Source organism: Pantoea sp. WMus005 (assembly GCF_013415305.1).
GTDB lineage: Bacteria > Pseudomonadota > Gammaproteobacteria > Enterobacterales > Enterobacteriaceae > Pantoea > Pantoea rara.
Genome location: NZ_JACBXU010000002.1, coordinates 421618 through 435383 on the forward strand (window position 1 = coordinate 421618; position 13766 = coordinate 435383).

General features: G+C 53.9%; 13 protein-coding genes. 10 read left to right on the forward strand and 3 right to left on the reverse strand.

Translation table 11 applies throughout. The features are described 5' to 3' along the window. Positions 1 to 30 precede the first annotated feature (30 nt). The 9 genes from murC (at position 31) to mutT (ending at position 10896) form a co-directional block, all read left to right on the forward strand. Positions 31 to 1509, forward strand: a complete 1479-nt coding sequence (murC, locus tag HZZ01_RS12205) for a UDP-N-acetylmuramate--L-alanine ligase (protein WP_136196535.1) — start codon at positions 31 to 33, stop codon at positions 1507 to 1509. Then, entirely contained in the window at positions 1499 to 2419 is a 921-nt protein-coding gene (locus HZZ01_RS12210) for a D-alanine--D-alanine ligase (RefSeq protein ID WP_179897664.1), read from the forward strand. Before murC ends, HZZ01_RS12210 begins: the two co-directional genes overlap by 11 nt. Before the next feature lies 1 nt (position 2420). After that, entirely contained in the window at positions 2421 to 3260 is an 840-nt protein-coding gene (gene ftsQ, locus HZZ01_RS12215) for a cell division protein FtsQ (RefSeq protein WP_003854740.1), read from the forward strand. Further along, positions 3257 to 4513 (forward strand): cell division protein FtsA, encoded by a 1257-nt coding sequence (ftsA, locus tag HZZ01_RS12220; protein WP_003854739.1) that lies wholly within the window; start codon positions 3257 to 3259, stop codon positions 4511 to 4513. The genes ftsQ and ftsA overlap by 4 nt, the downstream gene beginning before the upstream one ends. Before the next feature lie 71 nt (positions 4514 to 4584). Then, a complete protein-coding gene (gene ftsZ / locus HZZ01_RS12225; RefSeq protein ID WP_003854738.1) occupies positions 4585 to 5739 on the forward strand; it encodes a cell division protein FtsZ in 1155 nt (384 codons plus the stop codon). Between the two features lie 101 nt (positions 5740 to 5840). Next, positions 5841 to 6758 (forward strand): UDP-3-O-acyl-N-acetylglucosamine deacetylase, encoded by a 918-nt coding sequence (gene lpxC, locus HZZ01_RS12230; RefSeq protein ID WP_013356769.1) that lies wholly within the window; start codon positions 5841 to 5843, stop codon positions 6756 to 6758. 301 nt (positions 6759 to 7059) lie between these two features. After that, positions 7060 to 7566, forward strand: coding sequence for a secA translation cis-regulator SecM (secM, locus tag HZZ01_RS12235; RefSeq protein ID WP_313697536.1), 507 nt, complete (start codon positions 7060 to 7062; stop codon positions 7564 to 7566). Positions 7567 to 7640: 74 nt separating this feature from the next. Next, positions 7641 to 10346: a preprotein translocase subunit SecA gene (gene secA / locus HZZ01_RS12240; protein WP_179897668.1), complete on the forward strand. Its 2706-nt coding sequence runs from the start codon at positions 7641 to 7643 to the stop codon at positions 10344 to 10346. A gap of 154 nt (positions 10347 to 10500) precedes the next feature. Then, positions 10501 to 10896, forward strand: a complete 396-nt coding sequence (gene mutT, locus HZZ01_RS12245) for an 8-oxo-dGTP diphosphatase MutT (RefSeq protein ID WP_179897670.1) — start codon at positions 10501 to 10503, stop codon at positions 10894 to 10896. Positions 10897 to 10926: 30 nt separating this feature from the next. Here mutT and yacG read toward each other — a convergent pair whose 3' ends face one another. Genes yacG through coaE form a run of 3 tightly spaced genes read right to left on the reverse strand, consistent with a single transcriptional unit; the run spans position 10927 to position 12489 of the window. After that, positions 10927 to 11124 (reverse strand): DNA gyrase inhibitor YacG, encoded by a 198-nt coding sequence (gene yacG / locus HZZ01_RS12250; RefSeq protein ID WP_136196541.1) that lies wholly within the window; start codon positions 11122 to 11124, stop codon positions 10927 to 10929. Between the two features lie 8 nt (positions 11125 to 11132). Continuing rightward, positions 11133 to 11876, reverse strand: coding sequence for a cell division protein ZapD (zapD, locus tag HZZ01_RS12255; protein WP_179897672.1), 744 nt, complete (start codon positions 11874 to 11876; stop codon positions 11133 to 11135). Positions 11877 to 11880: 4 nt separating this feature from the next. Then, complete coding sequence (gene coaE, locus HZZ01_RS12260) at positions 11881 to 12489, reverse strand: dephospho-CoA kinase (RefSeq protein WP_179897674.1); 609 nt, start codon at positions 12487 to 12489, stop codon at positions 11881 to 11883. Between the two features lie 233 nt (positions 12490 to 12722). Between coaE and HZZ01_RS12265 the strand changes: the two genes are divergently transcribed. Further along, the gene (locus HZZ01_RS12265) at positions 12723 to 13763 is read left to right on the forward strand and encodes a GMP reductase (RefSeq protein WP_179897676.1); all 1041 of its coding nucleotides are present in this window, start codon (positions 12723 to 12725) and stop codon (positions 13761 to 13763) included. The last annotated feature ends 3 nt before the right edge of the window (positions 13764 to 13766 follow it).

Genomic DNA, 13766 nt, shown 5'->3' on the forward strand with positions numbered 1-13766 from the left:
ACAAACTGAAAGAGCAGGTAACAGAGATCGATGAATACACAACAATTGGCAAAACTGCGTTCTATCGTGCCCGAGATGCGTCGCGTCCGGCACATCCACTTTGTCGGCATCGGCGGTGCAGGCATGGGCGGTATTGCCGAAGTGTTAGCAAATGAAGGCTACCATATCAGCGGTTCAGATCTGGCCCCTAACCCGGTGACGCAGAACCTGATTGCGCTGGGTGCCACCATTTATTTTAACCATCGCCCCGAAAACGTGACCGATGCCAGCGTGGTGGTGGTTTCCAGCGCCGTTTCGCAGGATAACCCCGAACTGGTCGCGGCACGCGAACAGCGTATCCCGGTGATCCGTCGTGCGGAGATGCTGGCTGAACTGATGCGTTTCCGTCACGGCATCGCCGTCGCGGGTACGCATGGCAAAACGACGACTACGGCGATGGTGTCGAGCATTTATGCGGAAGCGGGTCTCGATCCGACCTTCGTTAACGGCGGACTCGTCAAAGCAGCAGGCACCCATGCCCGTCTGGGTAACAGCCGGTATCTGATTGCTGAAGCAGATGAGAGCGATGCATCGTTCCTGCATCTGCAGCCAATGGTGGCGATTGTGACCAACATCGAAGCTGACCATATGGACACCTATCAGGGCGATTTCGAAAACCTGAAACAGACGTTTATTAACTTCCTGCACAACCTGCCGTTTTACGGTCGTGCGGTGATGTGTGTCGATGATGCGGTTATTCGTGACCTGATCCCACGCGTGGGCCGTCATATCACCACATACGGTTTTAGCGATGATGCGGATTTACGTATTGAAAACTACGAGCAGAGCGGTGCGCAGGGACATTTCACCCTGATCCGTCAGGACAAAGCGCCGCTGCAGATTACGCTGAACGCACCGGGTCGCCACAATGCCCTGAACGCGGCAGCTGCTGTCGCTGTCGCCACTGAAGAGGGCATTGAAGACAATGCTATCCTGGCTGCGCTGGAGAGTTTCCAGGGGACGGGGCGTCGCTTTGATCTGCTGGGTGAATTTCCGACAGAACCGGTCAACGGACAGCCGGGCACCGCGATGCTGGTGGATGATTACGGTCATCACCCCACCGAAGTGGACGCGACGATTAAAGCCGCGCGGGCTGGCTGGCCGGATAAAAAACTGGTGATGGTGTTCCAGCCGCACCGTTATAGCCGTACCCGCGATCTGTTTGATGATTTCGCTAACGTGCTGTCGCATGTCGATGTGTTACTGATGCTGGATGTTTACTCCGCCGGTGAGACCGCGATTCCAGGCGCTGACAGTCGATCGCTCTGCCGTGCCATTCGTAACCGGGGCAAGGTCGATCCGATCCTGGTGCCGGAACATGATGCACTGCCGGAGATGCTGGCGCCGCTGCTGTCGGGTAATGACCTGATTCTGGTACAGGGTGCCGGTAACGTCGGCAAGGTTGCCCGCAAGCTGGCGGACACTAAGCTCCAGCCGGAACGCAAAGCGGAGGATCGTCATGGTGGATAAAGTGGCAGTGTTAATGGGCGGTACCTCGGCAGAGCGCGAGGTTTCACTCAACTCGGGTCAGGCAGTGATTGCCGGATTGCGGGAAATGGGCATTGATGCGCATGGCATCGATACCCGCGATGTCTCCGTCATGACGCTGAAAGAGCAGGGATTCACCAAAGCCTTTATCGCGTTGCATGGCCGGGGCGGTGAAGACGGCACGATGCAAGCGGTGCTGGAGTTCCTGCAACTGCCTTACACCGGCAGCGGCGTGATGGCCTCGGCGGTGACCATGGATAAGTTGCGCACCAAGCTGCTGTGGCAGGGGCGCGGTTTACCGTCAGGAAAGTTTGTCTGGCTGACGCGTCAGCAGTTTGAGGCCGGCCTGGATGAGGAGAGCAACGCGGCGATTGCAGCGCTTGGCCTGCCATTATTTGTGAAGCCAGCCTGTGAAGGCTCCAGCGTAGGCATCAGCCGGGTTAACGATCTGAGCGCGCTGCCAGCGGCACTGGAGACGGCGTTTAAGTTCGACAATGACGTACTGGTCGAGGCGTTTCTCAGTGGCGCAGAGTACACCGTCGCGATTGTGGGCGATCGTATTCTGCCCTCCATTGAAATAAAGAGCGCCAGTGAGTTCTATGACTATGAAGCTAAATACATTTCTGACGATACTCAGTACCTGTGTCCGGCCGACTTAAGCGCTGAGCGTGAAGCTGAATTACAGCAGCTGGTGCTGGCCGCCTGGCGTGCACTGGGCTGTCGTGGCTGGGGACGGGTTGATGTGATGACCGACGGGGAAGGGCGCTTTCAGTTACTGGAAGCTAACACCTCGCCGGGCATGACCAGCCACAGCCTGGTTCCTATGGCAGCGAAACAGGCGGGCATGAGTTTCCCGCAGTTGGTCGCCCATATTCTGGAGCTGGCCGTCTGATATGTCACAGGCGGCGATGAGAGTTCGAAACCGTGAACCGCAGGAGCGTATTCGCACCGGGCGCAGTAACGGTGCCCGATTGTTCGGCATTTTTTTCCTGCTGATCGTTATCGGGATTATGGTTGCTGGCGGACTGGTGGTGCTGAAATGGATGAACGATGCATCCCGGCTGCCACTGTCAAAGCTGGTGGTGACAGGACAGACGCACTACACCACCCATGACGATATTCGTCAGGCGATTTTGTCGCTGGGTCCGCCGGGGACATTTATGTCTCAGAACGTGGACATTCTGCAGCAGCAGATTGAGCGGCTGCCGTGGATTAAGCAGGTCAGCGTGCGTAAGCAGTGGCCGGACGAACTGAAGATCCATCTGGTGGAATATACGCCGGTGGCGCGCTGGAACGATTTGCATATGGTGGACGCTGAAGGTAACGCCTTCAGCGTACCCGCCAGTCATGTCGGCAAGGAGACACTGCCGATGTTGTACGGGCCTGAAGGGAGTGAGAAAGAGGTCCTTGCGGGCTATCACAGCATGGATGATGTGCTGAAGGCCCGGAAGTTTACCCTGAAGGTGGCGTCGATGACGGCGCGTCGTTCATGGCAGCTGGTCACCAGCGATGATGTACGTATCGAACTGGGACGCAGCGACACCATGAAACGACTGAATCGCTTTATTGAGCTCTACCCGGTGCTGCAGCAGCAAGGTCAGAATGAGAGCAAACGTATCAGCTACGTGGATTTGCGATATGACTCTGGCGCTTCTGTTGGCTGGACGCCGGTCGTGATGGAGCCACAGGACAGTAATCAGCAACAGAACCAGGCACAGGCTAAACAACAATGATCAAGGCAACGGACAGAAAACTGGTAGTTGGACTCGAAATCGGCACTGCGAAGGTTGCCGCCCTGGTTGGGGAAATTCTGCCCGATGGTATGGTCAATATTATTGGGGTGGGCAGTTGTCCTTCCCGCGGTATGGATAAAGGTGGCGTAAACGACCTTGAGTCGGTGGTGAAATGCGTTCAGCGCGCCATCGATCAGGCTGAGTTGATGGCAGACTGCCAGATCTCCTCTGTCTACCTTGCTTTATCGGGCAAACATATCAGTTGTCAGAACGAAATCGGGATGGTTCCGATTTCCGAAGAGGAAGTGACTCAGGATGATGTAGAGAACGTCGTGCATACCGCCAAATCGGTGAGAGTGCGTGACGAGCATCGCATCCTGCACGTGATTCCTCAGGAATATGCCATCGACTATCAGGAAGGGATTAAAAATCCGGTCGGGCTTTCCGGCGTGCGTATGCAGGCGAAAGTGCACCTCATTACCTGCCACAACGATATGGCGAAGAACATCGTTAAAGCGGTTGAGCGTTGCGGACTGAAAGTGGATCAGCTGATTTTTGCCGGGCTCGCCTCCAGTTTTGCCGTGTTGACTGAAGACGAACGTGAGCTGGGCGTGTGTGTTGTCGATATTGGTGGCGGTACAATGGACATAGCCGTATATACCGGCGGCGCTTTACGGCACACTAAGGTGATTCCGTATGCAGGTAACGTTGTCACCAGCGATATCGCCTATGCGTTTGGCACACCGCCAACGGATGCTGAGGCGATCAAAGTACGCCATGGTTGCGCGCTGGGCTCGATTGTCGGCAAAGATGAGAACGTTGAGGTGCCAAGCGTGGGCGGACGTCCTCCGCGCAGCCTGCAGCGTCAGACGCTGGCTGAAGTGATCGAGCCGCGTTACACCGAACTTTTGAATCTGGTCAATGACGAGATTCTGCAGTTACAGGAACAACTGCGTCAGCAGGGCGTAAAGCATCATTTAGCCGCAGGCATCGTCCTGACTGGTGGTGCAGCGCAAATCGAAGGACTGGCGGCCTGTGCGCAACGCGTATTCCATACGCAGGTGCGTATCGGACAGCCGCTGAATATTACCGGCCTGACTGACTATGCGCAGGAATCGTACTACTCCACTGCCGTGGGACTGTTGCATTACGGCAAAGAGTCGCACATGAACGGTGATGCAGAGACCGAAAAACGGGTTTCAGTAGGTAACTGGTTCAAGCGTATTAACAGTTGGTTAAAAAAAGAGTTTTAATTTTTGTGAAAGGGGATCATGCTGTTTTCTTTAGTGATCTCCAGGCGACAGGCACATAACGGAGAGAAATCATGTTTGAACCTATGGAATTAACCAACGACGCGGTGATTAAAGTCATCGGCGTCGGTGGCGGCGGCGGTAACGCCGTAGAGCACATGGTACGCGAACGTATCGAAGGTGTGGAATTCTTTGCTGTGAATACCGACGCGCAAGCGCTGCGTAAAACAGCTGTCGGCCAGACCATTCAGATCGGTAATAACATTACCAAAGGTCTGGGTGCGGGTGCGAATCCGGAAGTAGGCCGTAACTCTGCAGAAGAAGATCGCGAAGCACTGCGGGCTGCGCTGGAAGGGGCAGACATGGTCTTCATCGCAGCAGGCATGGGCGGCGGTACCGGTACCGGTGCAGCACCTGTGGTCGCTGAAGTGGCCAAGGATCTTGGTATCCTGACGGTGGCGGTTGTCACCAAGCCGTTCAACTTCGAAGGCAAAAAGCGCATGGCGTTTGCCGAGCAGGGGATCGCTGAACTCTCTAAGCATGTCGATTCACTGATCACTATTCCAAACGACAAGCTGCTGAAAGTGCTGGGCCGTGGTATCTCCCTGCTGGATGCATTTGGTGCTGCTAACGACGTGCTGAAAGGCGCCGTTCAGGGTATCGCCGAGCTGATTACCCGTCCGGGCCTGATGAACGTCGACTTTGCTGACGTGCGTACTGTGATGTCCGAAATGGGCTATGCGATGATGGGTTCAGGCGTTGCGTGCGGTGAAGATCGTGCGGAAGAAGCGGCTGAAATGGCGATCTCCAGCCCACTGCTGGAAGATATCGACCTGTCAGGCGCGCGTGGCGTGCTGGTCAACATTACTGCGGGCTTCGATCTGCGTCTGGATGAATTTGAGACCGTGGGTAACACTATCCGTGCTTTCGCTTCTGACAACGCGACTGTGGTTATCGGGACCTCGCTGGATCCGGAAATGAATGACGAACTGCGCGTTACTGTGGTAGCAACCGGTATCGGCATGGACAAGCGTCCAGAAATCACGCTGGTCACAAACAAACCAGCCAGTCAGCCAGTGATGGATCATCGTTACCAGCAGCACGGTATGTCACCGCTGCCGCAGGAGCAGAAACCTGCTGCCAAAGTCGTTAACGACCAGGCTGCGCAGTCGAACAAAGAGCCTGACTATCTTGATATTCCGGCCTTTTTACGCAAGCAGGCCGACTAGGATTAACCCTATAATTGGGATTGTCCGCTCTTTGTGCTAAAGTGTCTGTCCGCTGGTAAAGTATACTGGCGGTCGGAAAGGTGATACTGCGAGATAATGCGATGATCAAACAAAGGACATTAAAACGTATTGTTCAGGCGACTGGTGTCGGTTTACATACCGGCAAAAAAGTCACGCTGACATTACGCCCTGCGTCGGCTAATACCGGGGTCATCTATCGTCGCACCGACTTGAATCCACCGGTAGATTTTCCGGCTGATGCAAAATACGTGCGCGACACCATGCTAAGTACCTGCCTGGTGAATGATGAAGGCGTGCGTATTTCAACGGTTGAACACCTCAATGCCGCCCTGGCGGGTCTGGGTATTGACAACATTATTGTTGAAGTTGATGCGCCAGAAATCCCGATCATGGATGGTAGCGCAGCACCGTTTATCTATTTGCTGATGGATGCCGGTATCGAGCAGCTCAACAGCGCGAAGAAATTTGTGCGTGTTAAGCAGACCGTGCGTGTGGAAGAGGGTGACAAATGGGCTGAGATCAAACCGTATAACGGTTTCTCTCTTGATTTCACCATCGACTTCAAACACCCGGCTATTGATTCCAGTTCACAGCGCTATGCGATGAACTTCTCTGCTGACGCGTTTGTTCGTCAAATCAGCCGGGCGCGTACATTTGGCTTTATGCGTGAAATCGAATATCTGCAGTCTAAAGGCCTGTGCCTGGGCGGTAGTTTAGATTGTGCGATCGGCCTGGATGATTTCCGCGTACTGAATGAAGAAGGTCTGCGTTTTGAAGACGAGTTTGTCCGTCACAAAATGCTGGACGCGATTGGCGACTTGTTTATGTGTGGTCATAACATCATTGGCGCATTTACTGCTTTCAAATCAGGCCATGCACTGAACAACAAGCTGCTGCAAGCGGTTCTGGCGAAGCAGGAAGCCTGGGAATGGGCAACCTTCGAAGACGAAGCTGAACTGCCAGTGGCATTCAAAGCACCGAATCTGGTTCTGGCTTAACTACCCCAGAACGTGAAACGGCTGGTTATGCTGACACCCTCTCCGGTCAGCGGCACCAGCCGTTTTTTTATTGCCTCCAGTAACACGCCTGAAGACTGCAACCTCGCTCGCAACGCATTGTCTGTTCTGCTGAATTGCTGAACAATCACACACCTTTTCTCACGCCGCCACTTTAATCCCAGGTGTGGATGCCCCACATTAATGTTACTATCTGTGGCGCTTTTACAGGCCGAAATCCGTTGCGGCTCGCGGCGGGTACACGAAAACAAAAGCGCAACAGAGCGTGCGCGATGGAAAGGTTGTGATCGGGATTCTTCTGCGCTGGCGACAATTAGGTAGACGCTACTTCTGGCCTCATCTCCTGTTAGGGATGGTAGCGGCCAGCTTTGGCCTGCCGGCCTGTGCGCAAAGCTCTGAACTCAACGCGTCGTCTGAATCGCCAGCCAGCAGCCTCTTTCTTGGCAATGCCACACGCTTTGATCACTTAATCCGGCTTCAGGAAGCATCCCGACGCCCGAGCTTCAGCGTGGATTACTGGCATCAGCACGCCATCCGCACCGTTATTCGTCACCTCTCTTTCACGTTGTCGCCCCAGGCGCAGGCGGAGCAACAACAGTTACCGCTGGCGGCCCAAAAGCTGGCGCTGATCGACTCGCTGCATAATTTACTGACATCACATTCTGCGCAACATACCTCTTCGCAGCAGATGACAACACCGCCTCTCTTCATGGTCGTTACCCGCTCATGGGTAGAATGGCATGCCCGCGTGCATGGCATTCGCGCCGGACCCACCCGATTGTTCTGCTAATAGTATTGGTTCTACTCACTCTTTTTAGATTTCGCAGCCCGGAATGCCCCGGCTGAATTGAGAATATATTTATTATGTTTAGCAAAATATTAACCAAGGTTTTTGGTAGCAGTAACGATCGTACACTGCGTCGTATGCGCAAAGTGGTGGACGTCATCAATAAGATGGAGCCCGATTTTGAGAAGCTCACTGACGATGAACTGAAAGCCAAAACCGACCTGTTCCGCGAGCGCCTGAAAAAAGGTGAAACGCTGGAAAGTCTGATCCCGGAAGCGTTCGCGACCGTGCGTGAGGCGAGTAAACGTGTGTTCGGAATGCGTCACTTCGACGTGCAGCTGATCGGTGGCATGGTGCTGAACGACCGCTGCATTGCTGAGATGCGTACCGGTGAAGGTAAAACACTGACCGCAACGCTGCCAGCCTACCTGAATGCGCTGTCCGGCAAAGGCGTTCACGTGGTTACCGTCAACGACTATCTGGCACAGCGTGATGCGGAAAATAACCGTCCACTGTTTGAGTTCCTGGGTTTAAGCATTGGTATCAACATGTCGGGCCTGCCGGCTGTGGCGAAGCGTGAAGCTTACGCAGCAGACATCACCTACGGTACCAACAACGAATATGGCTTCGACTACCTGCGCGATAACATGGCTTTCAGCCCGGAAGAGCGCGTACAGCGTAAACTTCATTATGCGCTGGTGGATGAGGTAGACTCCATCCTGATCGATGAAGCGCGTACGCCTTTAATCATCTCCGGTCCGGCAGAAGACAGTTCTGATCTCTACACCAAAGTTAACAAGATCATCCCTCATCTGGTTCGCCAGGATAAAGAAGATACTGAAACCCATCAGGGCGAAGGTGACTTCTGGATCGATGAGAAAGCGCGTCAGGCGCACATGTCTGAGCGCGGTCTGGTAAAAGTGGAAGAGCTCCTGGTCAGCCAGGGCATCATGGAAGCGGGCGAGTCACTCTATTCACCGACCAACATCATGCTGATGCACCACGTCACTGCAGCACTGCGTGCGCACGCACTCTTTACCCGCGATGTTGATTACATCGTTAAAGATGGCGAAGTCGTGATCGTTGATGAACACACCGGCCGTACCATGCAGGGGCGTCGCTGGTCAGATGGCCTGCATCAGGCGATTGAAGCCAAAGAAGGCGTAGAGATTCAGAATGAGAACCAGACGCTGGCCTCTATCACCTTCCAGAACTACTTCCGTATTTACGAGAAGCTGGCCGGTATGACCGGTACTGCGGATACCGAAGCGTTCGAATTCAGCTCTATTTACAAGCTCGATACCATTGTCGTGCCGACTAACCGTCCAATGGTGCGTAAAGATCTGGCTGACCTGGTCTACATGACTGAGAAAGAGAAGATCGATGCGATTATCGAAGATATCCGCGACCGCACAGCCAATGGCCAGCCGGTGCTGGTGGGGACCATCTCGATTGAAAAATCAGAAGTGGTTTCTAACGAACTGACCCGAGCCGGTATTAAACATAACGTCCTGAACGCCAAATTCCATGCCCGCGAAGCGGATATTGTTGCGCAGGCTGGTCAGCCAGGCGCGGTCACTATCGCGACCAACATGGCAGGACGTGGTACGGACATTATGCTGGGTGGTAGCTGGCATGCTGAAGTGGAAGAGCTGGAGGAGCCGACTGAAGCGCAAATCCAGGAGATTAAAGCGGCCTGGCAGATTCGTCATGATGCGGTTCTGGCGTCAGGGGGTTTGCACATCGTGGGTACTGAGCGTCACGAATCCCGTCGAATCGATAACCAGCTGCGTGGTCGTGCAGGCCGTCAGGGTGATGCCGGTTCTTCACGCTTCTACCTGTCAATGGAAGATGCGCTGATGCGTATTTTCGCCTCAGACCGCGTGTCGAATATGATGCGTAAATTGGGCATGAAGCCAGGTGAAGCGATTGAGCATCCGTGGGTGACGAAAGCAATTGCCAACGCACAGCGTAAAGTTGAAAGCCGTAACTTCGATATTCGTAAGCAACTGCTGGAGTATGATGATGTGGCTAATGACCAGCGTCGCGCCATCTACAGTCAGCGTAATGAGCTGCTGGATGTGTCTGACGTTAGCGAAACCATCAACAGCATTCGCCACGATGTCTACAAAGCCACTATCGATACCTACATTCCGCCACAGTCGCTGGAAGAAATGTGGGACGTGCCAGGCCTTGAAGAGCGTCTGCGTACTGACTTCGATCTGAACCTGCCGATAGCAGAGTGGCTGGATAAAGAGCCTGACCTGCATGAAGAAGTGCTGCGAGAGCGCATCATGACTCATGCCATGGAAAGCTATGCAGAGAAAGAAGAGATCGTTGGCGCGGAAATGATGCGCAACTTCGAAAAAGGCGTGATGTTGCAGACGCTGGATTCGTTGTGGAAAGAGCATCTGGCAGCGATGGACTATCTGCGTCAGGGCATCCATCTGCGCGGCTATGCGCAGAAAGATCCGAAGCAGGAGTACAAGCGTGAATCCTTCGCCATGTTCGCTGCAATGCTTGAATCACTGAAATATGAAGTGATCAGTACGCTAAGCAAGGTGCAGGTGCGTATGCCTGAAGAAGTTGAAGCGATGGAGCAACAGCGTCGTGAAGAAGCTGAACGTCTTGCACAGCAACAGCAACTGAGCCATGTAGAAGAAGATCTGCTGGCAGAAGAGCCTGTGTCGGAGCAGAGTGGCGAACGCAAAGTGGGCCGCAACGATCCCTGCCCATGTGGTTCCGGTAAAAAGTTTAAGCAGTGTCATGGCCGCATCGCCTGAGACTGAATGCAGATAAAAAAGGAGCCGCTGGCTCCTTTTTTTATGGTTCTGGCCAGCGCAGTGTGTGCACCAGCGCTGAGCTAAAGCGGTTAACTTCCGCGACTGCATGCTCTAAAATCAGCCTTCATTCATCTATTACTACCGGATAGTTTCCATGAAGCACCTGCAGGTTGCAGTTGGCATCATTCGCAATGCCAATAAACAAATTTTCCTTGCCCAGCGCGCGGCGACCTCTTACATGGCGAATAAGTGGGAGTTTCCTGGCGGTAAGATCGAAGCGGGCGAAAGCGCCGAACAGGGACTGATAAGGGAGCTACACGAAGAGACCGGCATTGACGTCACCGAGGCTCGCCCGATTGGTCATGCAGACCACAGTTATGACGATCTGCGCGTGACGCTGCACTTCTTTCTGGTTGAAGGGTGGAAAGGAGAACCCTGGGGCAAAGAGGGTCAGCCGCAGCGCTGGGTTGATCAGCATTCGCTGGTGGCAGAAGAGTTTCCGCCCGCAAATCATCAGCTGATTGCGCGTCTGATCGCTGGCGAACTCTGAGCGGATGGGGCAGCGTGCCCCATCCTGCTATCAACGATCTTCTTCACTCCAGTTGTCACTGTCATTCATATCGTCGCTGCTGGGAATACGTTTTTCTTCTGCAGCCCACTCACCTAAATCGATAAGCTGACAGCGCTTGCTGCAAAAGGGGCGCCACGGGCTGAGCTCATCCCAGATCACATCTTTGCCGCACTGCGGACAGGAAACGGTCATCACTTCTTGCTGCATGTTTACCTCTAACAACAGGCCAGTTGGAAGTTAAGGCGGGCCGGAACTTCACCGCGCTCACTATCAAGTGGCATAAAACGAATGGCGTAGCGGCTTTTATGTCCGGACACCTGTGGATAGAGCGCATCGTCCAGCGACAGCTGTAGTCGCAACAGATCGGCACCCTCGGCATTATCCTGATAAAAACCATTGAGGCTGGTCTGCATGTGGAACGCGCCGGACTGGCGGATCAAATCCAGTATCATCGCCAGCGCATGATGCATTGGCTCCAGCGTATACATCCAGGCCTCGACCTGCGCATCACGTGTTTCCTGCGGCAGGTGAAGCCAGATGTGCAGGCCCGGTAAATCAAAGCTGCAGCAGCCGCCAGGGATGCTCAGCCGCTGGCGCACCAAAGCAATCAGACGATCCTCGCGGAGTTGCTGGCCCATACGCGGCGCATTCATTAACTGCGTTGACTGAATTTTGAGTTTATCACGCAGGGCATCCACCAGCGTCATGTCGACACCGGGCACATCAGCCCAGGCGCGTAACTTTTGCTGCTGACGCTCCAGCTCTTTTAACAGTTCTGTCCGCATATCGCCGCGCTCGAAAATATCGAGCAACTCGCCAATCAGGCGAAAAAAGGTCAGCGCATTAACGGTTTTATCCAGTGGAGTCGTTTCATCTAACTGATTAATCAAAAATTCAACCCGTAACCAGGTTCGCATTTTTTCATTCAGTGGGTGTTCAAACAGAACGGGTGTGCTCATGGTATTAATCCTGTTTCGTTGCCGCCAGCCTGAGATAGCGCTGATGGAGTTCGGCAACCTGTGGCAAGGCGTCGTCGGGCTCACCACTGTTATCAATAATATCATCGGCACAGGCGAGGCGCTGCTGGCGCGTAGCCTGTGCGGCAAGAATACGTTTCGCCTGATCGGTGGAAAGATGGTCACGCTGCTGAGTCCGCGCTAACTGCGTTGCCTCATCGACATCCACCACCAGTACCCGATCAGCCTGGTGCTGTAACTGATTTTCCACCAGTAATGGCACCACCCAGAGCACATAAGGTGAGGTGGCCTGGGCGATCAGTTGTCGTGTCCGGGCGTTTATCAGCGGATGGAGCAGCGCGTTTAGCCAGCTTTTCTCTTCCGGCTGCTGGAAAATAATGTCGCGAAGTCGGGCACGATCAAGTATCCCCTGTTTTGTCACTATAGACGCACCATAGCGCGCCTGAATGGCTTGCAAAGCGGGCGTGCCTGGTTCAACAACTTCACGGGCGATCAGGTCAGCATCAATAATTTCCACGCCAGACGCAGCGAATGCCTGGGCAATCGTACTCTTTCCACTGCCGATTCCCCCTGTAAGCGCGACGATATAGGGCATGTTTCTCACCTGACTTCTTTTTTGGCATGAGTTCAGGGTAATGATCTGGTTAAAAAACGCAAAAATGCGCGTCAGATCACACCGATAAAGCACAACTAAATTTAAAGGATTGTAGCGTAAATAAAGTGAAATTCGCAGTCTTGTCGTGCAGCGAAAGGCGCGTATCATAACGCCACTGGAGCTGTGCTTACTTCGTGAACGACGATTCGTTGCCACTTACCAGGACACTGTTTATGCGTATTGAAGAAGATCTGAAACTGGGCTTTAAAGATGTATTAATCCGCCCCAAACGCTCCACGCTGCAAAGTCGCTCACAGGTTGAGCTGGAACGCAGCTTTACCTTCAGACACTCGGGCCTGAGCTGGAGCGGCGTACCTATCATCGCCGCCAACATGGATACCGTCGGCACATTTTCGATGGCCGAGGCGCTCGCCAGCTTCAATATCCTCACGGCTGTCCACAAGCATTACAGCGTAGATGACTGGCGCGCGTTTATTCAGCGGATACCTGCATCGGTACTGAAACATGTGATGGTTTCAACCGGCACCTCAGAGGCCGATCTTAATAAACTGGTCGCGATTATGGCCCTGTCAGACGATTTGCAGTTTATCTGTATCGACGTTGCCAACGGTTATTCACAGCATTTCGTCGATTTTCTGCAGCGCGCGCGTGAAACTTTCCCGGCTAAAACCATCTGTGCCGGTAACGTGGTCACCGGCGAAATGGTGGAAGAGCTGATCCTCTCCGGTGCGGATATCGTCAAAGTCGGCATTGGTCCGGGATCGGTCTGCACAACCCGTGTAAAAACCGGCGTAGGTTATCCGCAACTTTCTGCCGTCATTGAGTGTGCCGATGCTGCGCATGGCTTAAGCGGGCAGATTGTCAGCGATGGTGGCTGTTCTGTGCCGGGCGATATCGCCAAAGCCTTTGGCGGCGGCGCAGACTTTGTGATGCTCGGTGGCATGCTGGCGGCGCATGATGAGTGTGAAGGGCAGGTCGTTGAAGAGAATGGCGAAAGTTTTATGCTCTTTTACGGCATGAGTTCCGAATCAGCGATGAAGCGTCACGTCGGTGGTGTTGCCCAATATCGTGCCGCAGAAGGTAAAACGGTGAAACTGCCATTGCGGGGTCCGGTTGCTGACACCGCGCGCGATATTCTGGGTGGGCTGCGATCTGCCTGTACTTACGTAGGGGCAGAGCGACTGAAAGAGCTGACCAAGCGCACGACCTTTATCCGGGTTAACGAGCAGGAGAACCGTGTTTTCAATCGATAGCCA

Bases quoted from the DNA above. Each gene is read 5' to 3' on its own strand.
- HZZ01_RS12265 (WP_179897676.1), top strand. From the start codon at position 12,723: ATGCGTATTGAAGAAGATCTGAAACTGGGCTTTAAAGATGTATTAATC.
- ftsZ (WP_003854738.1), top strand. From the start codon at position 4,585: ATGTTTGAACCTATGGAATTAACCAACGACGCGGTGATTAAAGTCATC.
- HZZ01_RS12210 (WP_179897664.1), top strand. From the start codon at position 1,499: ATGGTGGATAAAGTGGCAGTGTTAATGGGCGGTACCTCGGCAGAGCGC.
- secA (WP_179897668.1), top strand. From the start codon at position 7,641: ATGTTTAGCAAAATATTAACCAAGGTTTTTGGTAGCAGTAACGATCGT.
- mutT (WP_179897670.1), top strand. From the start codon at position 10,501: ATGAAGCACCTGCAGGTTGCAGTTGGCATCATTCGCAATGCCAATAAA.
- ftsA (WP_003854739.1), top strand. From the start codon at position 3,257: ATGATCAAGGCAACGGACAGAAAACTGGTAGTTGGACTCGAAATCGGC.
- lpxC (WP_013356769.1), top strand. From the start codon at position 5,841: ATGATCAAACAAAGGACATTAAAACGTATTGTTCAGGCGACTGGTGTC.
- ftsQ (WP_003854740.1), top strand. From the start codon at position 2,421: ATGTCACAGGCGGCGATGAGAGTTCGAAACCGTGAACCGCAGGAGCGT.
- yacG (WP_136196541.1), bottom strand. From the start codon at position 11,124: ATGCAGCAAGAAGTGATGACCGTTTCCTGTCCGCAGTGCGGCAAAGAT.
- murC (WP_136196535.1), top strand. From the start codon at position 31: ATGAATACACAACAATTGGCAAAACTGCGTTCTATCGTGCCCGAGATG.
- zapD (WP_179897672.1), bottom strand. From the start codon at position 11,876: ATGAGCACACCCGTTCTGTTTGAACACCCACTGAATGAAAAAATGCGA.
- coaE (WP_179897674.1), bottom strand. From the start codon at position 12,489: ATGCCCTATATCGTCGCGCTTACAGGGGGAATCGGCAGTGGAAAGAGT.